Annotated in this window: 21 protein-coding genes; 10 read left to right on the top strand and 11 right to left on the bottom strand. The window is 54.4% G+C overall.

The features are described from left to right. Nucleotides 1-7 precede the first annotated feature (7 nt). Together CUN67_RS05135 and CUN67_RS05130 are read right to left on the bottom strand one after the other, a co-directional pair. Entirely contained in the window at nucleotides 8-802 is a 795-nt protein-coding gene (locus tag CUN67_RS05135) for a deaminated glutathione amidase (protein WP_208717071.1), read from the bottom strand. A gap of 2 nt (nucleotides 803-804) precedes the next feature. After that, nucleotides 805-1,764, bottom strand: coding sequence for an ABC transporter substrate-binding protein (locus CUN67_RS05130; protein ID WP_208714283.1), 960 nt, complete (start codon nucleotides 1,762-1,764; stop codon nucleotides 805-807). 137 nt (nucleotides 1,765-1,901) lie between these two features. Here CUN67_RS05130 and CUN67_RS05125 point away from each other — a divergent pair, with 137 nt between their 5' ends. Then, nucleotides 1,902-3,257 carry a PLP-dependent aminotransferase family protein gene (locus CUN67_RS05125; protein WP_208714282.1) on the top strand — a complete coding sequence of 452 codons (1,356 nt, stop codon included), beginning with the start codon at nucleotides 1,902-1,904 and terminating at the stop codon, nucleotides 3,255-3,257. On the opposite strand, the gene CUN67_RS05120 is transcribed toward CUN67_RS05125, so the two are convergent. From CUN67_RS05120 to pagP, 3 genes are all read right to left on the bottom strand, one after another. Next, complete coding sequence (locus CUN67_RS05120; protein WP_208714281.1) at nucleotides 3,241-3,666, bottom strand: GNAT family N-acetyltransferase; 426 nt, start codon at nucleotides 3,664-3,666, stop codon at nucleotides 3,241-3,243. The two genes, CUN67_RS05125 and CUN67_RS05120, sit on opposite strands and share 17 nt — an antisense overlap. A gap of 347 nt (nucleotides 3,667-4,013) precedes the next feature. Then, on the bottom strand, nucleotides 4,014-4,223 hold the full coding sequence (cspE, locus tag CUN67_RS05115) for a transcription antiterminator/RNA stability regulator CspE (protein WP_034829024.1): 210 nt from the start codon (nucleotides 4,221-4,223) through the stop codon (nucleotides 4,014-4,016). Between the two features lie 150 nt (nucleotides 4,224-4,373). Beyond that, nucleotides 4,374-4,946, bottom strand: a complete 573-nt coding sequence (gene pagP / locus CUN67_RS05110) for a lipid IV(A) palmitoyltransferase PagP (RefSeq protein ID WP_208714280.1) — start codon at nucleotides 4,944-4,946, stop codon at nucleotides 4,374-4,376. 953 nt (nucleotides 4,947-5,899) lie between these two features. Here pagP and CUN67_RS05105 point away from each other — a divergent pair. Then, nucleotides 5,900-6,145, top strand: coding sequence for a hypothetical protein (locus CUN67_RS05105; RefSeq protein WP_208714279.1), 246 nt, complete (start codon nucleotides 5,900-5,902; stop codon nucleotides 6,143-6,145). 107 nt (nucleotides 6,146-6,252) lie between these two features. Then, a complete protein-coding gene (locus tag CUN67_RS05100) occupies nucleotides 6,253-7,335 on the top strand; it encodes a malate/lactate/ureidoglycolate dehydrogenase (protein ID WP_208714278.1) in 1,083 nt (360 codons plus the stop codon). Between the two features lie 39 nt (nucleotides 7,336-7,374). On the opposite strand, the gene gntT is transcribed toward CUN67_RS05100, so the two are convergent. Further along, nucleotides 7,375-8,691, bottom strand: a complete 1,317-nt coding sequence (gntT, locus tag CUN67_RS05095) for a gluconate transporter (protein ID WP_208714277.1) — start codon at nucleotides 8,689-8,691, stop codon at nucleotides 7,375-7,377. Nucleotides 8,692-8,962: 271 nt separating this feature from the next. On the opposite strand from gntT, the gene CUN67_RS05090 reads away from it, so the two are divergent. Next, nucleotides 8,963-10,126: an iron-containing alcohol dehydrogenase gene (locus CUN67_RS05090; RefSeq protein WP_254711378.1), complete on the top strand. Its 1,164-nt coding sequence runs from the start codon at nucleotides 8,963-8,965 to the stop codon at nucleotides 10,124-10,126. A 105-nt stretch (nucleotides 10,127-10,231) separates the two neighbouring features. Here CUN67_RS05090 and CUN67_RS05085 read toward each other — a convergent pair whose 3' ends face one another. The 3 genes from CUN67_RS05085 to CUN67_RS05075 all read right to left on the bottom strand — a co-directional run bounded on the left by CUN67_RS05085 (nucleotide 10,232) and on the right by CUN67_RS05075 (nucleotide 12,730). Next, nucleotides 10,232-11,059: a Cof-type HAD-IIB family hydrolase gene (locus CUN67_RS05085; RefSeq protein ID WP_208717069.1), complete on the bottom strand. Its 828-nt coding sequence runs from the start codon at nucleotides 11,057-11,059 to the stop codon at nucleotides 10,232-10,234. Between the two features lie 110 nt (nucleotides 11,060-11,169). After that, complete coding sequence (locus CUN67_RS05080; RefSeq protein WP_208714276.1) at nucleotides 11,170-11,634, bottom strand: RcnB family protein; 465 nt, start codon at nucleotides 11,632-11,634, stop codon at nucleotides 11,170-11,172. Nucleotides 11,635-12,496: 862 nt separating this feature from the next. Next, nucleotides 12,497-12,730, bottom strand: coding sequence for a DUF1272 domain-containing protein (locus CUN67_RS05075; RefSeq protein WP_208714275.1), 234 nt, complete (start codon nucleotides 12,728-12,730; stop codon nucleotides 12,497-12,499). Nucleotides 12,731-12,913: 183 nt separating this feature from the next. On the opposite strand from CUN67_RS05075, the gene CUN67_RS05070 reads away from it, so the two are divergent. Further along, complete coding sequence (locus tag CUN67_RS05070; protein ID WP_208714274.1) at nucleotides 12,914-14,017, top strand: AI-2E family transporter; 1,104 nt, start codon at nucleotides 12,914-12,916, stop codon at nucleotides 14,015-14,017. 32 nt (nucleotides 14,018-14,049) lie between these two features. On the opposite strand, the gene CUN67_RS05065 is transcribed toward CUN67_RS05070, so the two are convergent. Continuing rightward, nucleotides 14,050-16,782 carry a cation-transporting P-type ATPase gene (locus tag CUN67_RS05065; protein ID WP_208714273.1) on the bottom strand — a complete coding sequence of 911 codons (2,733 nt, stop codon included), beginning with the start codon at nucleotides 16,780-16,782 and terminating at the stop codon, nucleotides 14,050-14,052. Nucleotides 16,783-17,359: 577 nt separating this feature from the next. Here CUN67_RS05065 and CUN67_RS05060 point away from each other — a divergent pair. Further along, nucleotides 17,360-17,530 carry a hypothetical protein gene (locus CUN67_RS05060; RefSeq protein WP_208714272.1) on the top strand — a complete coding sequence of 57 codons (171 nt, stop codon included), beginning with the start codon at nucleotides 17,360-17,362 and terminating at the stop codon, nucleotides 17,528-17,530. Nucleotides 17,531-17,615: 85 nt separating this feature from the next. Here the strand turns inward: CUN67_RS05060 and CUN67_RS05055 are convergent, their stop codons facing one another. Further along, nucleotides 17,616-18,017 carry a nuclear transport factor 2 family protein gene (locus CUN67_RS05055; RefSeq protein WP_208714271.1) on the bottom strand — a complete coding sequence of 134 codons (402 nt, stop codon included), beginning with the start codon at nucleotides 18,015-18,017 and terminating at the stop codon, nucleotides 17,616-17,618. Between the two features lie 167 nt (nucleotides 18,018-18,184). On the opposite strand from CUN67_RS05055, the gene CUN67_RS05050 reads away from it, so the two are divergent. Genes CUN67_RS05050 through CUN67_RS05035 form a run of 4 tightly spaced genes read left to right on the top strand, consistent with a single transcriptional unit; the run spans nucleotide 18,185 to nucleotide 23,929 of the window. Continuing rightward, nucleotides 18,185-19,363 (top strand): ABC transporter substrate-binding protein, encoded by a 1,179-nt coding sequence (locus CUN67_RS05050; protein WP_208714270.1) that lies wholly within the window; start codon nucleotides 18,185-18,187, stop codon nucleotides 19,361-19,363. Nucleotides 19,364-19,374: 11 nt separating this feature from the next. Beyond that, on the top strand, nucleotides 19,375-20,238 hold the full coding sequence (locus tag CUN67_RS05045; RefSeq protein WP_208714269.1) for a branched-chain amino acid ABC transporter permease: 864 nt from the start codon (nucleotides 19,375-19,377) through the stop codon (nucleotides 20,236-20,238). Next, nucleotides 20,235-22,718 carry a branched-chain amino acid ABC transporter ATP-binding protein/permease gene (locus tag CUN67_RS05040; RefSeq protein WP_208714268.1) on the top strand — a complete coding sequence of 828 codons (2,484 nt, stop codon included), beginning with the start codon at nucleotides 20,235-20,237 and terminating at the stop codon, nucleotides 22,716-22,718. The genes CUN67_RS05045 and CUN67_RS05040 overlap by 4 nt, the downstream gene beginning before the upstream one ends. Beyond that, nucleotides 22,715-23,929, top strand: a complete 1,215-nt coding sequence (locus CUN67_RS05035) for an amidohydrolase family protein (protein ID WP_208714267.1) — start codon at nucleotides 22,715-22,717, stop codon at nucleotides 23,927-23,929. The genes CUN67_RS05040 and CUN67_RS05035 overlap by 4 nt, the downstream gene beginning before the upstream one ends. The last annotated feature ends 1 nt before the right edge of the window (nucleotide 23,930 follow it).

The following is a 23,930-nucleotide window of genomic DNA, read 5'->3' as shown; positions in this document are numbered from 1 at the left end:
AGTGCTGTCAGTGTGTTTTCAGTTCAGGGCGAGCAAAGCGACGGTTCTCAAGGACCGGCAAAACGCTGCGTGCATAGGCAATACGTTGTGGATCGAGGTCGGCAAATACCAGTGCAGCTGACTCCGGTGCTTTGGCAATCGCCACACCGAGGGGATCGACAACCAGGCTGTTGCCGATATTGCGCGGGCCGCACTCTCCCACCGCCACCATGTAGCAGGTGTTCTCCAGCGCGCGCGCCGTGGTCAGAAGCTCCCAATGCATCTCTTTCAGCGGCCCTTTCACCCAGGCCGCAGGCAGAACCAGCACATCGGCACCATCCAGCACCAGACGGCGTGCCAGCTCCGGGAAACGGACGTCATAACAGGTCATCAGACCCACTTTCATCCCCGCCACTTCAACTAACGGCGGGATGACATGGCCGGGATTAACACGCTGTGATTCCTGCATGGCAAAGGCGTCGTACAGGTGCAGTTTTTCGTATTTCGCGATGATTTCGCCATTGCGAATAGCGATCAACACGTTAAGCGCCTTCTGCCCTTCCGTTGGCACATGCACGCTCATCATGGTGGTCAGCGGGTTACCTTTGCTGGCCGCGAGGATCTGCGTCAGAAACGGGCCATCGAGCGGTTGGGCCGCTTTTAACACCAGATCCGGATCAGCAATATCGCGGGCCAGCACGCCTTCCGGCAGCACCAGCAAATCGGCACCACCCGCCAGCGCGTTATTCATCAGGCCGATGCAGATATCGGCGTTTTCCTGCCATTCACGGCTGACCGCAAATTGTCCCATCGCTACTTTCATCATCATTCCCCCTGAGCCGCCGCCGGAAAGATCGCTTCCGGCGTCAGCAATGTTTTGGTTAAGCCCTGTTCAAACAACTCACTGGCAAAATCCGCAATCATCTTTTTGTTAGCGGCAAATCCGTTTTGATTCCAGTCGGCCGGTAATTCCTGCGCGGTACGTCGCAAATCATCCAGTAACCACGGCGTGGTGTCGGCGTATTTCTCGCGTTTCTTCATCCATAGCTGGTACGAACGATCGATGATTTCACTCAGCGCCTGTGGCAGCCACGGATGCTCTTGCGCCAGCGCGGGTTTCAACGCCAGAATATGAATCCCCGGCACATAGCCCACACGATTAAAGTAATCACGCTCGGCACTGGCAAAATCGACCTGTAGCTGACGCAGACCCGATTCCGGCAGGAAGAAACCTTCCGGCATAAACGGGGTGAAAACCGCATCCAGCTCACCGGCTTTCAGCAGCTCGATCAACGGGCGTTCGCCAGGGGCCACTTCAATGCGTCCCGGACGGCCAAAGCCAGCGAGGCGATCAACAATCGGATGTTCCGCCGTCAGGCGGCCAGCAAACCAGTATGCATCGTCTATACCGACTCCTGCTTCACGCAGCACGGTGCGCGTCCAGGTATTGCCGGAATCCTGCCAGCCCGTGACACCGATTTTTTTCCCTTTCAGCTGAGCCGGGGTGGTAATCGGGCTATCCGCGGTGGTGATGATGCAACGCTGCCGAAAACCACGCATCAGAAAGTGTGGCAGACCGAGCAGTGAGGTGTCGCCTTTCGCACGCGACTGGGCATAACGGCTGAAAGAAACCTCACCGGCATCGTATTTATCGCTGTTACCCAGGTTATCAACCAGCGTACCGACGCGGTCAATTTCCAGCTGAAACCCTTCTGGCTTGAGGTCGCCGAGTGCCAGCGGTGTAAAGTAATCCCAGTCACGAACCGCCAGTCTGATGGTTACCATAGTTGTTGTTTCCCCGTTCTATCTGATTGCAGTCAAGCTGCGTTTAGTTATTCAGCAAATAGTGCTTGAATTTGATACTAAATCGGGAATACTAACCTGAACAATAAATTCTTTGTTACTGAACAAAGGTTTTTCTTATGACGCAAACGGTAGATATCGACTGGTTCAGCGCGCAAATTACCGATGCGTCGGTGAAGGGCATTACGCTTACCGCTTCCACATTAATTCGTGATGGGCAGATTGCTGTGGGTATGCAAATGCCCGCGGTACGCGAGCTGGCGGAGCTGTTGGGCGTGAGTCCGGCAACGGTATCGGCGGCCTGGTCACAGCTGAAAAAGCAGAAAGTGCTGGCCGGTAAAGGACGCAGTGGGGTGTGGGTGTGTGGCAATACGGTGATGCCGAGGCCCATTCGTTTTGAAAAAATCGGCAACTACGGCGATAACATCCTTGCCGATCTGGCCATGGCCTCCCCCGATCCGGCGCTGTTACCGGATCTGCAACCGGCGATGCTGGCTGGCCTTCAGTCACCCCAGTTGAATAGCTATCATCGTGAAGCCATTTCACCGCAGTTGCTGGCGGCGATTACGCCACGCTGGCCTTATCCGGCAGAGGCATGGCTTTCAACCGATGGCGGTTTTGATGCGATGAATTTAATCGTGCAAACGCTGCTGTCTCCTGGCGACCGGGTGGTGCTCGAAGATCCCACCGCGACACGTTTACTGGATATGCTGGATAATATCGGTGCGGAGATTCTGCCGTTGCCCTGCGATGAACAGGGGCCGATTCCCTCTGCCTTAGCGGCACATTTACACAAATCACCGGCGATGTTTATCTACCAACCGCGCACCCATTCAACAACCGGACATACGGTGACGCAGCAACGTAGCGCTGAGCTGGCGCGCGTGCTGGCCAATAGCAAAACGTTGATTGTGGAAGATGACGGGATTGGCGATTTGTCACACTGGCCGGTGTGGAGCCTGGGATGCCACTTTCCCGAGCGCGTGGTGCATGTTCACTCATTCTCAAAAGCCTACGGTCCGGACCTGCGGCTGGCGGTGCTTTCTGCCCCCGGTGAACTGGTGAAGCGAATTCAGGCATGGCGTAATTTTGGTGTCAGCTGGACCAGCCGAATTTTGCAGGATGCGGTTGCCTGGATGCTGACAGACGCCACCACTCAACAGCAAGTCACACAGGCAAAAGCCCTCTATCGGGAGCGCCGCCAGAAGCTGCTGCACGCCTTGCAGGCTCGCGGGCTGGTGCTGGCCGACCGTGATGGCCTCAGTCTGTATATTCCGGTGGAGTCAGAACAATATGCCATGATTACGCTCGCCGCCCGAGGTATCGCCGCCGTGCCCGGTGAACGCTACAGCATCAATGCCGAACAATTCATTCGCGTCAGCACTGCCATGCTGCCATTGCAGCAACTTGACAGTATTGCTGACGCGCTGGTGATTGCATCGGGTCGCGAAATTAACCTCAGGCCAAATCTTTGATGTGATAACGCGGCGATTCCACATACCCTTCGCGCGCATAAAACTGGTTAGCTTTAAGGCGTGAGGCATGGCAGTGCACTTCCATGCGGTCACAGCCTCGCGCACGCGCCAGTTGCTCGGCATAGCTGAGTAACTGCTGTCCGCTCCCTTTGCTGCGCTCACCTTCCGCTATGCAGAAATAACTGATACGGGCAAAATCACCTGCCAGCGCCAGTTGCGGGATAAAGTGGAGCGAGAGAAAACCCAGCACCTGAGTGCCATGCTCGGCCACCAACAGCACTTCATCGGGATGGCTACAAAGCTGTGCTAATCGTGTCTCAATAAACCCTTCAGTGCCGGCATAACCCAGTTCGGTCAGCAGTGCACTCAGAGCAAAACTGTCTTTCGCCTGTGCCTGACGTATATTCATCCTGCCTCCTCAATAATCCATTTCCTGCTGTTATATAGCGTTGTCAGCAAAAAAGCTGCAAGTAAGGATTGTTATGGGGATGTTACAGAGATTATCTGTGAGAGACGCCGCAGTTTGTGCCCTGTCATACGCCTGTCATCAGCGCTTAAGGCAGACTTAATGTTGCTTTGCCATGCTGGCCTGAATGCTACAGGAGGCAATGCAATGAAGAGAATGATCCCACGGACCCTGGATGAAATGCTGGCATTATCCATCAGCACTTTCGCCCTGATCGCCTGGGCCATCATTTGGTGGCAGGCATAAAAAAACCCGCCAGCAGGCGGGTTTTTAGAATTCTGCGTGTTAACTTACAGAGCGATAACGTTAGCAGCAGATGGGCCTTTAGCGCCGTCAGTGATTTCAAACTCTACACGCTGACCTTCAGCCAGAGTTTTGAAGCCATTGCTCATGATTGCAGAGAAGTGTACGAATACATCTTTGCTGCCATCTTCAGGAGTAATGAAACCGAATCCTTTAGATTCATTAAACCACTTAACGTTACCTTTGATCTTGGACATCTATATTACCTTTACATGAAAAATGGACACTAAACTGTGTCGGCGTCTAGTACAGCAATTGCGGTGACATTTGTCCAGTGCGAATTGATGAAAAAGTGATAAATATCGTGTTTTTCGCCAACCTTCACACTTTCCATCCGTCTTCATCCGCTAAAACTGAAATCGTAACCAGGCAAAATAGACATTACCATTGTTATAAGTGCCTGGAATATAAGTCATTTGGAAGGTAACAGGGCCATATCCGATAGAAGCCATCGGCAATAAAACCGGAATCGGGATATATTTCCAGTTATCTCTGGCAGTGACACCCGCCGTGTAGCCGGCACCGAGGTGAAAATTATCATCACTCAGCGGACGCCAGGTTGCTTCCCAGCCGTAACCGCCAATCGGTTCCCACTTGTTGAACGAGTCCTTAAACGCCATCAGGTACAGGCCATGCCAGTTACCTTTGTCATCCCAGCGTGATACGCCGCCCCCCGCTCCCCATGGGCGTTCGTTGTACCTGTCGATGTGCTCCTGATCGTAAGTCCAGCGGTTATGCCAGGTAATGGCGGGCAGGTAAAAATCATAATTTTGTGGCTGCGACCAGGTCTCGGCCACATTGTCAGTAAAGGTATTCCAGCCTGATTTGATAGTCTGAGTGGCGGTAGATGCCGAGGCAGAAAAAGCGCTTCCGAGGGTTAAAATACAGCCTGCACAGGCTGCCGAAATGTACCGATTCACAACGAAGGTTCCTGTAAAACAATCCTTAAGACGGCAGTGCTGCGGATATCCTGGCCGGCAACTGCCCAAAAATTAACGCTACTGTCTGAAAAGTTTAGTGAAAAGTTTCCTGAAACACTCCAGGTATTGTCTGGAATGTCCGACAAGCGAATGGCCCATTTTACCATAATGACCAAACGTTGCCGGAACCGGGGGTAAACGAAGGGGCGATGGGAAAATTGATAAAATGTGCACTCTTCTCTTAGCCATCCCCGCCGGAAATGACTTAATTTTCAGCAATCTGTGCTTCATTGTTGATAACGTAAATAAATTAATGAAATTTATCGATTGAACTAATCAGATGAATGAGATAAATCTCAGCATTCCAGGAGGGAGGTAAAGAGGAATGCTGATGACTATTCGTTGTAGCCGCTGTGGGTGTGTCCGATTTTTTTATACGCTACCCGGTACCCGACAAACCAGGCAGCAAAGCCACCACGGTGCCTGTTGTGCTGAGTGTCAAAAGCCGCTCAGTCTGCGGGATGTGATTTTACCCGTCTCGCGTCCCCACTCACCTGCCTTTACCAAAGCCGAATGAACGTCAACAGGCACCCTTGGGTGCCTGTAAGCGTCAGAAAATCAATTTAAACACGCCGGTAATGGTTAACAGACCAACAATGAAGATGATAGCGATGATCCACAGGATTATTTTCATTTCCCACTCCTTTTCTCGTCATTAATAGCGCCAGTTAACTCAAGTATAGATGAAGATCCTGCTTCTGCTGTCAGGTGCGATAGCCATCACGCCATAATGCTGTCGTTGCGTTTATCTGATGATTATTTCTGCGAGGCTGGTCTCAGCTAGAGATTTTTCTTAACTTTGCCGCTTCGTTCTCCCGCCGCGCACTGTCTAAACTTACAACGCCTGTAGCAGGCCTCAATTGTTATCACTGCCTAAGTAACAAGGAGATTCTATGAGCACGATAAATACCAGCATGGGGCGTTATAGCCTGAGGGCAAAGGACTATGGCAATCACATCAGGGGAAGCATTGCCATCAATGATGAAGGTGGCACCCAGCTCACCATGCAGGAGTTTGAAGAACATTATCTTGACGATGTCGTCAACAATGTCATTTATCCTGTCACGGGTGGGAACCGTGAGATTACCCGCGCATTGCGCGATCAAATGGTTAAAGCAGGTTTTGAACAACCACACTGAGTTTTTGGGGCCACATTTTGTGGCCCTTTGCTTTCTGCAATTCTCACTTGCCGTTATTAAGCATTCGTCGCAGGATGAAGTACCTATTTTGAAAGGAGATCAACCGCGTGAGTGCCCTTCTTCGTATCCCTTCTTCCCGGCTCCATCAGTTTGTTCAGGCTATCTGGTTACATGCAGGCAGTAGTGCCGACGAAGCGCGGCTGGTAGCCGACCACCTGGTGGCGGCGAATCTGGCAGGTCATGATTCTCATGGCGTCGGCATGATCCCAAGCTATATGATTTCTCTCTCTCAGGGTTTTTTGCAGCTGAATCAGCACACCACGATTGAAAAAGATGTCGGCGCGGTGCTCACTCTCAGCGGTCATAATGGTTTTGGCCAGGTCGCCGCATGGGAAGCGATGAAGATGGGGATTGAGCGTGCGGCTAAATTTGGCATCGCCGCCGTGGGTCTGCACGATTCACATCATATCGGGCGCATCGGTCACTGGGCTGAACAATGTGCCGCTGCCGGGTTTGTCTCTTTTCACTTCGTCAACGTCGCGGGTGATCCGATGGTTGCGCCATTCAACGGCAGCGACCGTCGTTTTGGGACTAACCCCTTCTGTGCCATCTTCCCACGTACCAACGCCAAACCGCTGCTGCTTGATTTCGCCACCAGCGGCATTGCTTTCGGCAAAACCCGCGTGGCCTGGAATAAAGAACAGCAGGTGGCACCGGGTTATCTGATCGATCATCAGGGCAAAGGCACCACCGAGCCTGGCGTGATGCATCAGGAACCCTACGGTTCACTGCTGCCCTTCGGCCTGCATAAGGGTTATGCGCTGGCTACCATGTGCGAAATTCTCGGTGGCGCGCTCTCCGGTGGACGTACCACACATGATGAAACCCTGGTGAGCTGCCACGATGCCATCTTCAACTGCATGACCACCATCATCGTGAATCCAGATGCCTTTGATGCGCCCGCCATGCAGCAGGAAGCAGAATCCTTCCTCAGTTGGGTAAAACGCTCACCGCAAAGTGGCGATGCGCCGATTCAGATACCGGGCGAATGGGAAGAGAACAATCGTCTGGAGCGTGAATGCGACGGCATTCCGCTGGATACCAATAGCTGGGAAAAAATTTGCCAGGCGGCTTTACAGGCGGGGATGCCTGAAGAGGAACTGGCGGCCTTCCGCGCACTGGCGCAGTAGACCGCAACTGCTGAGGCGCAATGCCTCAGCAGCTTCACATCAAATCACCATCGACAGCAGCAGACAACCCACCAAACCACAGACTGAAATGATGGTCTCCAGCACTGACCAGGAACGAATGGTTTCGCCGATCGTCAGGTTGAAATACTCCTTAAACAGCCAGAACCCCGGATCGTTGACGTGAGAAAAAATCACGCTGCCTGAGCCGACGGCAATGACCATCAGTTCCGGGCTGGCTCCGGAGGTGGCGATCAACGGCGCCACAATGCCACCCGCCGTAATCGCGGCCACGGTAGCGGAACCGAGTGCAATACGCAGCACCGCCGCAATCGACCAGGCCATAAAGATCGGGGACACATTGGTTTCATGCATCATACTGGCGATATATTTATCGACGCCGCTATCCACCAGCACCTGCTTAAATGCCCCGCCGCCCCCGATAATCAGCAACATCATGGCAATGATTTTGATGGAATCGCTCAGCGTGCCCATCACTTCATCCATGCTGCGTCCGCGATTCAGGCCAAAGGTGAAGATCGCAATCAACACCGCAATCAGCGTCGCCATGATCGGGTCACCAAAGAACTCAGCGTAAGGCAGAATCACATGCCCTTTTGGCAAGACCATTTCGGCCACCGCACGCAGGGCCATCAGAATCACCGGCACCAGCGCGGTGCCAACGCTGACGCCAAAGCCCGGCATCTCCGCTTCACTAAAGGTTTTCGGGTTCCACAACCCTTCAGGAATCGGTTTATCGATACCTTTCAGAAAACGAGCGTAGACCGGTCCTGCCAGAATAACGGTAGGGATGCCCAGCAGGGTGCCGAACAGCAGGGTTTTGCCCATATCCGCATTGAACAGCGTGGCAATCGCGGTTGGACCCGGGTGCGGCGGTAAAAAGCCGTGTGTGACCGACAGCGCAGCCGCCATCGGCACGCCGACAAACAACAAGGGGACGCGGGCTGACGCGGCAATACTGAACACCAGCGGCAGCATCAGCACAAAGCCCACTTCGTAAAATAGCGCAAAGCCCACGGTGAAGCCGGTCAGCACCAGCGCCCACTGAATATGCTTTTGCCCAAACTTTTCGATCAACGTGGTGGCAATACGTTGTGCACCACCACAATCGGCCAGCAGTTTGCCCAGCATGGCACCGAACCCCATGATCAGTGCCAGGCTGCCCAGCGTGCCGCCAACACCGGTTTTGATCGATCCGATCACTTTGTTGACGGGCATGCCCTGCATCATGCCGACTGCCAGCGCCACCAGAATCAGCGCGATAAAGCCGTTCAGTTTGAAGCGAATCATCAGCAGTAGCAGTAACGCCACGCCAATTGCCACGTAGAGTAATGGCATAATTTTTCTCCACCTTTTTGCACGGTCTTTCACCGGCAGCGGTTTGTTGTGATAAGTCCTGAGGACGATGGATACAGCAGCGTTTGAGATGTTGTTACATCGCGATGCATCTTGTTACCGGTATCATGTTAAGGGTAACAAGATGAAGAAATCACCTGCTGCGGCAGGTGAATTTCTGAATTGAGAAGGTGATCAAATTTTTGCCCGTCGGTTATCAGAATGTTTGTCCCGGCAGCTGGGAGGGTTTGGTTACACTAAGGGTTTTCCGCCCATGAAAAAGGATCTGCAGGTGAGTGAGAATCTGATTGAGCTGTACAGTAATCAACAAACCCTGTTTGCCCGCGGCAGCATTGACCGTCTGGTGCCGTTACTTGCCGCGAATCCGCAGTCGACGCTGCTGTTCTGCGGTCGCTCGTTTCTCAACGGCCCGGCCTGGGCGCGTCTGGGTACGGCGCTTAACGATCACATTCTTGGCTATGAGATCGTCAGCCATGAGGCATCCCCCGCGGAGATCGACGCCTGGGTGACTCGCTGGCGCGGTCATGTGGATCGTGTGGTGGCGATCGGGGGCGGCAGCGTGCTGGACGCGGCCAAAGCCTTCAGCGCCATGATGCAACACCCGCTGCCTACCGCACGTTATCTGGAAAAAGTCGGTGATACGCCGGTGCAACCCGTGACACTGCCGCTGATCGCCATTCCCACCACCGCCGGTACGGGTAGCGAAGCCACGCAGAATGCCGTCGTCACCGATCAGCAAAATATCCAGGTGAAAGCCTCGCTGCGCCATCCGGTATTTGTGCCACAGGTGGCAATTCTCGACCCTGATTTACTCAAAGGTGCGCCCGATACGGTGCTGGCAACCTGCGCCATTGACGCCTTCACCCATTTGTTTGAGGCGTATCTGTCACGCAAAGGCAATTTGTTCAGTCAGCAAATGGCGCTGAATGGCCTGCGACTGTTCTTCAAAGCCTGGCCAGCGCTCAATCGTCACGACCAGACGGGTGATGATGCGCGCGAAGCGATGATGATGGCCTCATGGTTGGGAGGCGTATGCCTGAGCAGCGCCGGATTGGGGGTCATCCACGGCATCGCCGGGGAACTGGGGGCGATTAAGCCTTTCCATCATGGGGAGGTCTGTGGGCGTCTGTTGTTCCCGTTCCTTGAGGTTCTCGCTGAAGGTGAACACCCCGAACAGCAGCGTCTGATGGCACAACTGGCGCAGCAACTGTTGCCCGATGATCCGGCACCTCCGGCGCTGGCGTTAAAAGCCTGGTTGCAACAGCACGCTATCATGCCGTTCTGGCTGGATGGCCCCACCTTATCCACCGCCGAGGTAGAGTGGATTGTGGCGCGCGCGAACAGTAAAAATGGCTGGGTCAATTACGACCAGGAGATCCTGCGCGACATGATTGCCGCCGCCTGGCAGATCGTTTAATCCGCGCAAGCACAGACCCCATTCGTAGCGGCGCAATTATCGCGCATTTTTGGCAGCATCGCCGAAACGAACCCGCGCGATAAATCGCGCCGCTACGCCAATGCATCAAACCTGGAACGGCCCCTGCCCTGCCAGCATCTGCTCAATCACCTGCAACACGCCCTCGTCATTGTTGGACGGAGCCTGATAACGCGCGGCCTGTTTCACACGCTGCGGCGCATTTTGCATGGCAAAGCTAAAGCCAGATTGCACCAGCATTTCCAGATCGTTGCCGCCATCGCCGAAAGCCAGCACTTCATCATTGTTGATGCCCCAGCGGGTTTGCAGCAGGCGCAGACCATTAGCTTTATGCAGGCCCGGCACAATCAAATCCACCGAACCATGGCCGCTGGACGTCGCTGCCGCAGCACCATGATGCAAACGCTCAATATCGGCCATCAAAATCGCCACATAGTCGTCGGAGAGGTTGAGGGCAAATTTGAACAGTTTGTCATCGCCGGTGTCACTCAGATTATCGATGGCTGTTAACCGATGGCAGTAATGACGCATCTTCGTCAGCCATTGCTCATCGATACCCGAGAAGTAGTAAGCGCTGTTGCGACCGGCGATCAGGTATTTCAGGTCCGGATAGTGGCCGCGTTGCAGCGTATCCATCACCGCATGAATGTCTTCGCGTGAAAACGCGCCACAGAACAACTCTTCATCCCGGTCAATAATCCATGCGCCATTTTCGGCCACAAAAGCGATGTCACTGGCAATGTCGGGGAAGAAAGATTTGAGTTGATAATACTGGTTACCGCTGGCGACCACGAACTTGATGCCACGTTGCTGCATCTGGTGGTAACAGGCTTGAAAACGCGCGCGATTGTACTGTTTCTTATCGTCGAGAAAGGTGCCGTCCATATCAACCGCCACCATTTTTACCACGGCCATCATCACTCCTTAGCGCTTTGAAAGGAAATACAGACGCTTTACAGGATAGCCTGGCAGGGGGGAGAAAACAGCGAAAAGACGGATGGCGGGTGCCATCCGTCTGCGGGAGATTAGTTGAAGGCGTTATTCAGCAGAATGGCGGTGATGATACCGGTGGCTGCTGCGACCAGAACATAGTTACCGTCGATATAAGCCCAGTGCTCGCCGCGCGGCGGCTCATACAGACCGCGTCCACGCCAGTCATCAACGCGATAATGCGGGCCACGGAACTCCGGCGGTGCCGGATAGCCGCGACGGAAGTCATGGCCATTCCAGGCGAAACGATCCCCGCCGCGATGGCCTTCCGGCATCGGACGACCCGCGTAATGGTCATTACCACGATCAGGGCCACGGTTATAGCCATGGTCGGGACCACGATTGCCACTATGATCGGGGCCATTGCCGTGATCCTGATGCTGGTTGCCACCGTGTGGCTGCCAGTGTTGATCACCCGGACCATCGGCCCAGGAGACGCTGGAAATAAGTGAGCTGCATGCAATAAGCGAAGCGACGACTGTCAATGTTGTTTTTTTCATGGTGTTACCTCCAATGATAACGGCTATGGTAGCGCCGTTAAGCCATACTATTGATGATATGGAGGCAAAAGCGCATTTCCAAAAATCCTAAAAAACCGCCGACTTACAATAAATTACCTCGAATTATCGCTTTCTTAACGTTTGTGTCTGGACTGACATTCATTGGACCGAAAAAGCAGCAATATTTGCCATGCGGAAACATACGGGAGAGAAAAGAAAGCCCGATCGCAGGGATCGGGAGGAATCAATTTCCATTTATTGCATAAAGAGGGAGAACCCTGCAAAAAGTGAGGGTAAAACTGAAGCACACAACGCCACATCACTAGCATTGCCGGTAAACAATACCATTTAAAAATGAAAAAAACTTTTAAAAATGACTATTTTTCGGAAAAATACGTAAAGAGTTAGCGGGGTAAAGAAATAATGTATTGCGCTACATCATTTCGCCGGGAATAAGGTCTGTGCTCCGACCAGCACAAATCATACGATATTTTACCGGATCAACTAACTCCAGAGAAGCGAACCACTGAAATCATAAAAAAACCATTAAAATCAATAAAAAACCCACCCTAAACAGAAACCGCCCGGTAATCTCTTCCGTCTCACGGCCATTAAGACAAATTTTATTTTTCACCAATTGGTATAAATTCCGGTCGGGAAGATTTAATACACAACAGTGATTAATACAGAGCTCAATATTAGCAGTATTAATGAAGTCCATAAGATGCATTAATTCTGCCTGAATCAGCCCTCTGGAGATTCTTTTCTTTTTCCACCTTAAAGATGAAGCGAATAATACCCTGTGCAATACTCATGTTTAGGTATTTGCTTTGGAACAAACTGCCAGTGGAAAAAATGTCACTCAACGCAAAACCGATTTACGACGCGTGGTTGACGCCGGATGCAGGAGCAACTCAGCAGCCGGACGGATGGGGCGACGCACCAGCTCCCCGCCACAGTTGGGGCAACGTTCATGCAGAATCTCGCTGGCACAGCTGGCGCAGAAGGTACACTCGAACGAACAGATACGCGCGTCATGCGCTTCCGGCGGCAAATCTTTATCACAGCATTCACAGTTGGGGCGTAATTCCAGCATGGTTTTCTCCTGTCGGTAAAATGCCATCATCGCTGGCGGCAACGGTATCTGAATAGTCCCTGGCCGGACGAAGCTGGGACAAATCGGGACATCAGTTGGCCGGTTTCCTGTCATCCGAATTTGTTACGTTCCTCATCAGACCTTCTATAGTTCATTCGTCCCCATTATTTAAGAGACGTGTTAATGCAAGTTAAAGGATTGAATATCGGCTTTTTCATTGTCATCCTGGCGATTGTCACGGTGGCGTTTTTTGATGTGCTCGCACCTTACTTTTCCGCCATTTTGTGGGCGGCGATTCTGGCGGTGATTTTCCATCCACTGAAATCACTGCTGCGGCAAAAACTGGGGGATCGGAATGGGCTGGCTTCGCTGATTACGCTGTTGATTATCTGCCTGATCGTCTTCACACCACTGGCAATCGTTACATCGTCGCTGGTGGTGGAGATCAACACCGTCTACAACAAACTGCAAAACAACTCCTCGCAGTTTCCAGCGGTGTTTGCCGATCTGTTTCAGCATCTGCCCGAGTGGGCGCGCAGTTACCTGTCCGAGCATCACCTGAACAACGCCGCGCAAATTCAGGAAAAACTCTCCGGTTTTGCCCTCAAGGGTGGCCAGTACATGGCAGGCAGCGTGTTCATCATTGGCAAAGGCACCTTCACCTTTACCGTAGGTTTTGGCGTGATGTTGTACCTGCTGTTTTTCCTGCTGAAAGACGGTGCCTGGCTGGTCAGCCTGATCCTCGAATCGCTGCCGCTCTCCACTCACGTTAAGCATCACCTGCTGCTGAAATTTGCCGCTGTATCCCGCGCCACGGTTAAAGGGACGGTGGTGGTCGCGGTGGTTCAGGGGGTGCTGGGCGGGCTGGCATTCTGGTTCACTGGCATTGACGGCAGTCTGCTGTGGGGCGCGCTGATGGCGTTCCTGTCACTGGTTCCGGCAATTGGTTCCGCTATCGTGTGGGTACCGGCCACCATTTTCTTCTTCGCCACCGGTGCGCTGTGGAAAGGGTTCTTCCTGATCGGCTTTTTCGTGGTGGTCGTGGGTCTGGTGGATAATATCCTGCGCCCATTGCTGGTGGGGAAAGACACCAAAATGCCGGACTATATGATTCTGATCGCCACCCTCGGCGGCATGGAAGTTTATGGTATCAACGGCTTCGTTATCGGTCCCCTCATCGCCGCGCTGTTTATCGCCTGCTGGAATCTGCTCTCCGGACGTGACAATCGCGATAACGTTGAGGAAATTGACGAAGAATTTATCGAAGAAGGTAAAAAACGCGATTGATGGCGAGTGCCAAACGGCACCCGCCTTGATAATTAACGCACTATCCCCTGCTCGCCTGATGCACGCCAGCCGCGCGTCAGGCGTTTTTCTATCTCCACCAGCACAAAGATACCGGCGCTGACCACTAAGGCGATCAACCAGTATTTCAGCGGCAGCGGTTGCGTACCAAACAAGGTATTCATCAGCGGCACATAGATAATCAACGCCTGAAGCAGAATCAGCACCACCGTCACCAGCCAGATACCCCGATTCTTCAACAGCCCGGCATCAAGTGAGAAGCCATCGCTGTTACGGCAGTTGAGCATATAAACCCACTGTGCCGTTACCAGCATCTGCAACAGCACGGTACGGATAAATTCCGGACTATAACCGCGCGGTTGCAGCCAGGCTTCCAGCATAAAGGCGCTGACCGAGATCAGCAGGCCAACAAACACCACACGCCAGATGGCAAATCCATCCATCACATTGCTGCGCACGTTACGCGGCGGACGGCGCATGATGTTCTGCTCCGCCGGTTCAAAGGCGAGACCAAAGGAAAGCGTGGCCGAGGTTGCCATGTTCATCCACAGAATCTGCACCGGCGTAAGGGGCAGCAGATTGCCCATCAGAATCGCAATGATGATCAACAACCCCTGAGCAAAACAGGTCGGCATCACAAACAGAATGGTTTTCTTCAGGTTGTCATAGACACGACGCCCCTCTTTCACCGCTGCAGCAATGGTGGCGAAGTTGTCATCGGCGAGGATCATATCCGCCGACTCTTTGGTCACTTCCGTGCCCTTGATCCCCATCGCGATACCCACGTTGGCCTGTTTCAGCGCAGGCGCATCATTCACGCCATCGCCAGTCATACCGACTATTTCGCCCACCGACGCCAGCGCTTTCACCAGTCGCAGCTTATGTTCCGGGCTGGTGCGGGCAAAAATGTCATACTCCTGTGCCGCCACGCTCAGCTCGGCATCATCCATATGCTCCAGCTGATAACCGGTCACCGCCGCCTGGCTGTTGCCGATGCCCAGCATCTGACCTATGGCCATAGCCGTTTCCTGATGATCGCCGGTGATCATCTTCACGCGGATACCGGCCTGCTGGCAGTCGCGAATGGCAGTAATGGCTTCCGGACGCGGCGGATCCATCATGCAGGCGAGGCCGAGCAATACCATGCCATCACGCAAATCGTCATGGTCAAGCGTCTGTTTAGCCGTCGGTAACCAGCGCCATGCAGCCGCCACGGTACGTAAACCCTCACTGGCGTAGCTGCTGATGGCATGTTCCCAATACGCGGTATCGAGGGGGGCGATGCCCTGATCACCCTGCTGCTGCTGGCACAGAGACAGCAGTACATCCGGTGCACCGGTCAGCATAATGCCAGGTTTACCGTCAATCACCGCACTGACCGCCTGATATTTGTACAGCGAATCAAACGGCAGCTTACTGACTATTTCAACTCTGTCGGACCTGATGCCCGCTTTGGCTGCCAGCACCTTTAACGCCCCTTCGGTCGGGCCGCCGACGATACCCCAATGACCGTGGGTGTCCTGATGGAGCTGGCTTTCATTGCAGATATCGACAATCTGCAAAAAGCCCTGCAATACCTCATCCTGCGCCGCCGATGCGCCGCTGGCACTGACTTCAGCGTGAAACTCACCTTTCGGTTCATAGCTATTGCCGCTGATACGCCACTGGCTATCGGCCAGCACCACCGCCTTGACCGTCATCTCGTTCATGGTCAGGGTGCCGGTTTTGTCGGAGCAAATGACCGACATTGCCCCGAGGGTTTCCACCGTGGGCAATTTGCGGATAATGGCCTGATTGCGCGCCATCGACTGCACACCAAGAGACAAAATGATGGAGATAATGGCCGGCAATCCTTCCGGCACCGCCGCCACCGCCAGACTGATCACCGACAGCAACAACTCCCCCAGCGGGATGTCGCGCAGCAGAAAACCAAACACGAACAGGCCCACCATCATCAGCAGAATGATGGCGAAAATGGCTTTACCGAGTTTATCGATCTGCACCAGTAACGGGGTTTTTGCCTCCTCAATCGAAGAGATCATCGCATTGATATGCCCCAGTTCCGTATCGCCACCGGTGGCAATCACCACACCGGCTGCGGTGCCAGCGCTGACGGTGGTGCCGGAATAAGCCAGATTGAAACGGTCACCCAGGGATTTTTCCCCCTCCAGCGCAGCGGTGTTTTTCGACACCACCGTGGATTCACCGGTCAGAATCGCTTCTTCGACGCGCAGGTTATGAACGTCGAACAGACGCAAGTCGGCCGGGATCTTGTCGCCTGGACGCAACATCACCACATCTCCTGGCACGATATTTTGCGTCGCCACGGTCGCCTGCAACCCTTCCCGCAACACGATGGCATCGTTCGACAGCATATTCTGAATGCTTTTCAATGACTTCTCGGCGTTACTTTCCTGGATATATCCAATCAGTGCGTTGATGACAGCAACGCCGAGAATGACAAAGGTATCGACCCAGTGGCCCATCAGCGCGGTGATCACCGCAGCGGCCAGCAGGATATAAATCAATACATCTTTAAAGTGGGCAATAAAACGCATGAAAGCAGATTTGCCCTGCTTCTGCGGCAGAACATTAGGGCCATGATCGCGCAGCCGCGTCTGCGCTTCTTCACCACTTAATCCTGACGGCGAGCTATTTAATGCCGTAAATGCCGCCGTACTATCTTGCTGATATAAAGGCCGGTCGGACGCTTCCGTTCGCCTCGCCTCAAAAGGAATGATGTTCATAATTACCCCGTGCGGTTAAATCAATAAATGACAAGCGAAATAAAAATCATACTTTAATAAAATTTCCCGCTGGCGTGATGACCGACATCATGTTTTCTTCAGTTAAAAGCTGCCAGGATAATTTAGTGCGGGCTAGTAACTGCGGTAAATTATTATCAGGGTAAGAAGATTCTAACCCACAAATAATAAGAGGTTATCATCTGTATATTTTGTTTTTAATCAACGACAAGGGGGTCAATAAAATCCATGAATAAACAATTAGTTAAATTGGTTGTTTTCTTTGTTTTAGGTGCCGTAATCGCCACCACACTTGTAGGCCTGCTGACGTTTAATATCGTATCCAGACTGGCCTCGTAGCACAGACAACATTTAACGGGAGCTAAACAGAGGCGGGGAAATTTAATTTCCGTAGCAAACTTTGCGGGTAATCAGTATTTCATCCAGGATATCCCGCTATATTCTCTCCCACGATTAATTACCAGGGATACGGAAAATGAACAACTGGCCGATACTCACCGCACTGCTGTGCTGTCTGGTTCTTATTGGTTGTGATAATAAAAAAATAACGGGAATGATAGTGCCCCACGTTATTAAATCCGCTGGCTTAAAAAATAATAATACGCAAGGCCTGCGCCTGGCTCCGCCCCCCGGTGATACCGGCGCGAAAAACATGCTGTCACTGGAGAGGATTTTCAGCATGCCGGAAAATCTGTATATCAGTTTCGATGCGCAAAACGCCAGCAGCTAGCCAGCATACCGGCGCGATTTATTGCGCAATTCCATGCGTGGTGCAGGTAAACCCGCGCGATCAATCGCGCCGCTACAACCTTACGCTACGCCACCCGACTAATCTCCGGCATCAATATCCATTCGGCGCTGTCGTTCCAGACATCCATTTTCACGATCAATCCGTCGCGGACTTCATAACGATCCAGATAACGATTGCCAGCAAAAGGCTGACCATCCGGCCATTCTCCATACAGCGTGCCGTTGGAGTACACCACCACGTGATCGCCGCGATCCATCCAGTCAAACTGTCCGAGTGACTTCTTCACCCATTTATAGCGCACGCCATTAAAATCGGTGATCCCTTGAGTCCCAGGAAACTCACGTTTACCGGTAAAGGTAATGCTCACCTGCGGATGCATATAGGTTGCTGCTAACACCGCATCGGGGGCCATTGATGCCGCCAGAAACTTCTTCACCACTTCAACTGCCTGCTCAATACCAGACATAACGCCTCCTGAAGGTAATTTGCACAACGCTGGCGCACCAGCACCAAAATGGCGCAGTTTTGTCGCTAACTTGCGTTAAAAAGCGCCTGTTTCTAAGCAATATCAAACTGGCATCGTAATTGCTAGAAATAAAAATATTATTGCTAGCAATCTACCCGAGGTGAGAGATGTCCGGAAAATCGTTACTGAAAAACTGGCGTAAATGCGCTGTCGTGACCGTGATGACCATGATGTCGGCAGCCGCTATCGCAGCGGAACCGATCAAAGTCGGCCTGGTCACGGCCTTATCCGGTCAGTCAGCAAAATCAGGTGAAGCCCTGACTCGCGGGCTGACCATCGCCATCAACGAGATCAACGCAGCGGGCGGTGTGAAAGGCCATCCGCTGGAACTGGTACGCCGTGATGACGAAAGTAACCCCGGCAAAGGGATGCTGGCCGCACGCGAGTTGATCCAGCGAGAAAAAGTCGCCGTGCTGTTTGGCGGCCTCGATACCCCGGTGTCACTGGCGATCGTCCCGCTGGCTAATCAACTGAAGACGCCTTTTGTCGGACTGTGGGCCGCCGGTACCGGCATCACCCATAACGGTGCAAAGGAAAACTACGTGTTCCGCGTCTCTGCTGTGGATGAGCTGGTGGATGAAGCGCTGGTGGAATATGCCAGTGAAAAGAAAGGCATGAAAAAAGCCGGCATGATTCTGGTCAACAACCCGTGGGGTGAATCGAACGAGAAAGGCTTCCGTGCCGCATTGCAGAAAAACAATATCCCGGTAGCGGGCGTCGAGCGTATCGAAGACAGCGATGTTGATTTGGTGCCGCAGCTGACCCGACTGAAAAACGACGGTGCCGATACTCTGCTGATGGTCGGTAACGTCGGCCCTTCTGCGCAGGTGGTCAAATCGCTGCATAAGATGAACTGGCAGGTGCCGGTGGTTTCGCATTGGGGACCGGCCGGTGGACGCTTCAGCGAGCTGGCGGGACCGGGTGCCGATCAGGTGACCTTTATCCAGACCTTTGTCTTCACCGATCACAATTCGGCCAAAGGCAACCAGGTGATGGATGAACTGAAAAAACAGTATCCGCAAATCAAAGGGCTGGCGGATGTCACCCCGGCAGTGGGGATTGCCAATGCCTACGATGCGATGCACCTGACAGCGATGGCGCTGAATAACGCCAGCAGCCTGGATGGCACCGCCATTCGTGACGGTTTCTACGCCATCAAAGACTACGACGGATTGATTAAGCACTACCAGCAACCGTTCACCGTGCAGCAGCACGATGCGCTGGGGCCGAAAGATTACGTTTTCGCCCAGTTCAAAGGCGAGCAGATCCTGCCAGTCACTGAGTAAGGAGACAGATTATGTGGAGCACTGCCCTGTCCACCGGACTGAGCCTTGGCAGCATGTATGCCCTGCTGGCGCTTGGCTTTCACATCACCTGGATTGTGTCGCGTACCCTCAATTTTGCCCAGGGTAGCGCGATGATGGTCGGTGCTACCCTTGGCTACAGTTTGTACGTGACATTTGGCTGGCCCTTGTGGCTGGCCTTACCCGCCACGCTGTTGTGCTGCGCGCTGTATGGCGTAGTGATTGAGCGCCTGCTGGTGCGCCCGTTTGTGGCGCGCAATTCTGAAGCCTGGCTGATGGCAACGGTGGCAGGCGGGATCCTGGTCGATAACCTGGCGATGTTCACCTTTGGTAAAGAACCGCGCCAGTTCCCGGTGACCGACGTCACCTTTACCCTGTTCGGCACGTCATGGTCACTGATCAACCTGCTGATCCCATTGACCGGTGTGGTGATCGTCGTGGCCCTGACGCTGGTCAGGCGTTACAGCCGCATCGGCAAAGTGCTGGAAGCGACGGTGCAAAATCCGCGTGCTGCCCAGTTAATGGGGATCCGGGTCAACCGGGTGGTGGCTGCGGCCTTCGCCCTCTCCACCGTCTTTGCCGCGCTGGCGGGTTTGCTGATCGCTCCCTTGTTCAGCATCCAAAGTGATATGGGCACGCTATTCGGGCTAAAAGCCTTTGCAGTGGCGATCCTTGGCGGCCTCGCCAGTAGCAGCGGTATCTGGGTCGCCGGTTTACTGTTTGGCCTCAGCGAAGCGCTGGTCACGCTGTGGTTTGGTTCCGCCTTCACGCAAATCTTCACCTTCTCTCTGGTTATTCTGGCGCTGGCGCTGCGCCCGAACGGTCTGTTTGGGCAAAAATTAAGGGTCAAAGTATGATCAAAACCCGCCGATTCAATGCACTCGCGCTGGCAGCCGTCGCGCTACTTAGCCTGCTGCTGCCCTTCGTGCTCGGCAGCTATGCCCTGCTGGTGTTTTCCCTGTTTGCCCTCGCCGTCACCACGGTGGTCGGGTTGAATATTTTGCTGGGACTGAGCGGACAAATCTCCTTCGGTCACATCGCTTTTTATGCCGTCGGAGCCTATATCTCGGCGGGGCTGACCATGAATGGCGTGCCATTGGGTATCGCGATGCTGGCAGCCATGCTGGTATGTGGCGTGATTGGCGGGCTGCTGGCTATCCCGGCGTTGCGCGTCAGCGGTCCGTTCCTGGCGATGATCACCATCGCCTTTGCGCTGGTGGTACGCCATGTCCTGATTGAGTGGCGCGAGGTGACGGGCGGCTCGAACGGGCTGATGGGGATCCCGATGCCGGACTTTGGCCCGCTGGATCCCACCGTGGGTCTGGCGCTGTGTTGCGCCCTGCTGATGATTGTGGCGCTGGCGCTGTTTGCTCGTCTGCAACGCAGCCAGTGGGGACTGGCCATGCGTGCCGTCAAGGCCAGCGACATTGCTGCACGCTCGCTGGGTTTTAATCCGGTGGTGAGCAAAACGCTGGCGTTTACCCTCTCCGCCATGCTGGCCAGCGCCGCCGGAACCCTGGTCGCGCCTCTGATGATGTTTATCAACCCGGATTCCTTCCCCTTTTCACAGTCGATCCTGTTCGTGCTGGCGGTGGTGGTCGGCGGCAGCGGTACCCTGTTCGGCCCGGTGCTCGGCGCGTTACTGATTGTGGTACTGCCGGAGCTGTTGTCATCCTTTGCCGAATACCGTCTGCTGATTTTCGCCGTGCTGTTGCTCAGCGTACTGTGGCTGGCACCGCGTGGCCTGCTGGGTACCCTGGCACGCTGGCTGGCCAAACCCGTCGCCCAATTCGCCCCGGACACTGCAGATGAAACCCTGCTGCAACGCCATTTCCAGCGTGCCGGCCAGGATGTCCTGAAAGTTGAAGGTATCGGTATCCGTTTTGGTGGCGTGCAGGCGGCAAAAGACGTCAGCTTCAACGTGCGCGCCGGAGAAATCCTTGGACTGATGGGGCCGAACGGGGCGGGTAAAACCACGGTGCTGAATATGATCAGCGGATTCTATCGCGCCGACAGCGGCAGCATCCGCCTGCAACAGGAACTGCGTGGTCTGCCCGCATGGCGTGTGGCGCGTGCCGGTATCGCTCGCACCTATCAAACCACCCAGTTGTTCAGCGGCATGAGCGTACTGGAAAATCTGCTGGTGGCGCAGCAGCGTGGCCGTCAGGGCTTGCCATGGCGTCATCCGGGCCTGGAGGCACAGGCAGTCGCGATGGCCCTGCTGGCGCTGGTGGGCTATCGCGGCTCAGTGCATACCCCGGCAGAAGATCTTCCCCATGTTGATCGTCGCCTGGTGGAGATTGCCCGTGCGCTGGCGCTGGATCCCGCCCTGTTGTTACTGGATGAACCCGCCGCCGGACTGAGCCGTGAAGAAACCGATGCATTGATCCCGCTGCTGCGTCGCCTGGCTGGCTTTGGTCTGGCGGTGATTGTGGTTGAGCACGACATGGCGCTGGTGATGGCGGTCAGTGACCGCTTGCAAGTGCTGGATGCCGGTAAACCACTGGCACAGGGTAACCCCGCTGAAGTGCAACGCAATCCGGCGGTGATCGCCGCCTATCTCGGCGGTACGGAATATCGTGGCAAGCCACGCGTGATGCCATTGCGTTCCAACGGCGAACCTGGCCTGGTGGTGGATAAACTGACGCTGGATTATGGTGCCGCGCCGGTGGTACGTAACGTCAGTTTTACGGTGAATCCGGGCGAGACCGTCGCCATCCTCGGGGCGAACGGTGCCGGGAAATCAACCATTCTGCAAACGCTGGCGGGCCTGCATCCGGCACGCAGCGGAGCAATCTATCTGCACGATCACTCGATTAAGGAACTCAATGCCGCTCAGATCGCTGCACGTGGTCTGGCGCTGGTGCCGGAGGGGCGTCAGCTGTTTCCACAGATGACAGTGCTGGATAACCTGTTGATCGGCCAATATGCCTGCAGCGAACGCCTCGATCCACAGGCCGAAGTGGAGGCCATTCTGCGCCGCTTTCCCCGTCTGCGCGATCGTCTGCACAGCCAGGCGGGGCTGCTTTCTGGCGGTGAGCAGCAAATGGTGGCCATTGGTCGTGGGTTGATGTCCCGCCCCTCGATCCTGTTGCTGGATGAACCCAGCCTGGGTCTGTCGCCGGCGATGATCGGCGAGCTGTATGACGCACTGGCGGGATTACGCAATGAAGGCGTCACGTTGCTGCTGGTCGATCAGATGGCTAACCTCGCCCTGACCATTGCTGACCGTGCGCTGGTGCTGGAATCGGGTGAAGTGGTGAAAGCCGGACGTGCACAGGATTTGCTGGCGCAGGCCGATCTGGCGGAAGCCTGGCTGGGAGCAGGAAACGCATGAAGCGACTCACCATCATCAACGCTCGCGTGCCGGGTGAAGCTGCATTGCAGACCCTGCACATCGCCGGGGAGCATTTTGTTGCTACGCAGAATGGACCCGCAGAGACGCTGGATTTTGCCGGTGCGCTGGTGCTGCCCGGCCTGCTGGAAACCCATATCCACCTCGACAAAGCCTGCATCATTGATCGCTGCCATCAGCAGGAAGGTACGCTGGCAGAGGCGATTCGTGAAACGGCACGCGCCAAAGCCGATTTCAGTGAACAGGATGTCTGGCAACGGGGTGCCCGCGTGCTGGAGCAAGCCATCGCGCAGGGCACCACGCGCATGCGCACCCATATCGAAATCGATCCGGTGATCGGTCTGAAGGGTTTTCGGGCCATCCGGCGTTTGCAGGCCGAGTATGCCTGGGCGATGGATCTGCAACTTTGCGTCTTTCCGCAGGAAGGGATGCTGAATAATCCCGGCACCGAAGAACTGTTGTGTGAAGCGCTGGCATCGGGCGCAGATCTGCTGGGGGGATGCCCGTATACCGACAGTGATCCGGTTGGGCAGATCCGCAGATTATTCACCTTAGCCCAACGCTATGATGTCGATATCGACTTCCACCTCGATTTCGATCTCGCGCCAGAGAACCGCCTGATTGACTGCGTGATCGATGAAACGCAACGTGCCCATTGGGGTGGTCGCGTCACTGTCGGGCACGTCACTAAGCTGTCGATTCTGGAAAGAGAAGCGCTGCGTGAGTTAGGCCGGAAACTGGCCAAGGGGGGAATTCAGGTCACTGCCCTGCCCGCTACCGACCTGTTCCTCACCGCGCGGGATCGCTTTGCACTGCAACCACGCGGTGTAGCACCTCTGGATGAACTGGATCGCTGCGGCGTGGTGTGTTCCCTCTCCACCAACAATATCGCCAATCCTTTTACACCGTTTGGTGATGCTTCACTGGTGCGTCAGGCAAATCTGTTCGCTAACTTGCGTCAGTTAGGTACCCAGGCGGATTTGTTGCGCTGTTTGAGCTGGATCTCCAGCCAGTCGGCAAAATTGTTGCGCTTAACCGACTATGGTTTAGCACCGGGATGTCTGGCCGATATGGTGGTGTTTGATGTAGAGCGCGCTGACCAGATCGTGGCGCAGATTGCGCCGCCGATCGCCGGATTTAAACGTGGGCGGCAAACATTTTCCCGTCCACAGGCCACGTTGTATCGCCCCTGAA

The sequence above is a fragment of the Pantoea cypripedii genome (assembly GCF_011395035.1).
Taxonomy (GTDB): domain Bacteria; phylum Pseudomonadota; class Gammaproteobacteria; order Enterobacterales; family Enterobacteriaceae; genus Pantoea; species Pantoea cypripedii_A.
This window is presented reverse-complemented; position numbering and strand designations above follow the sequence as displayed.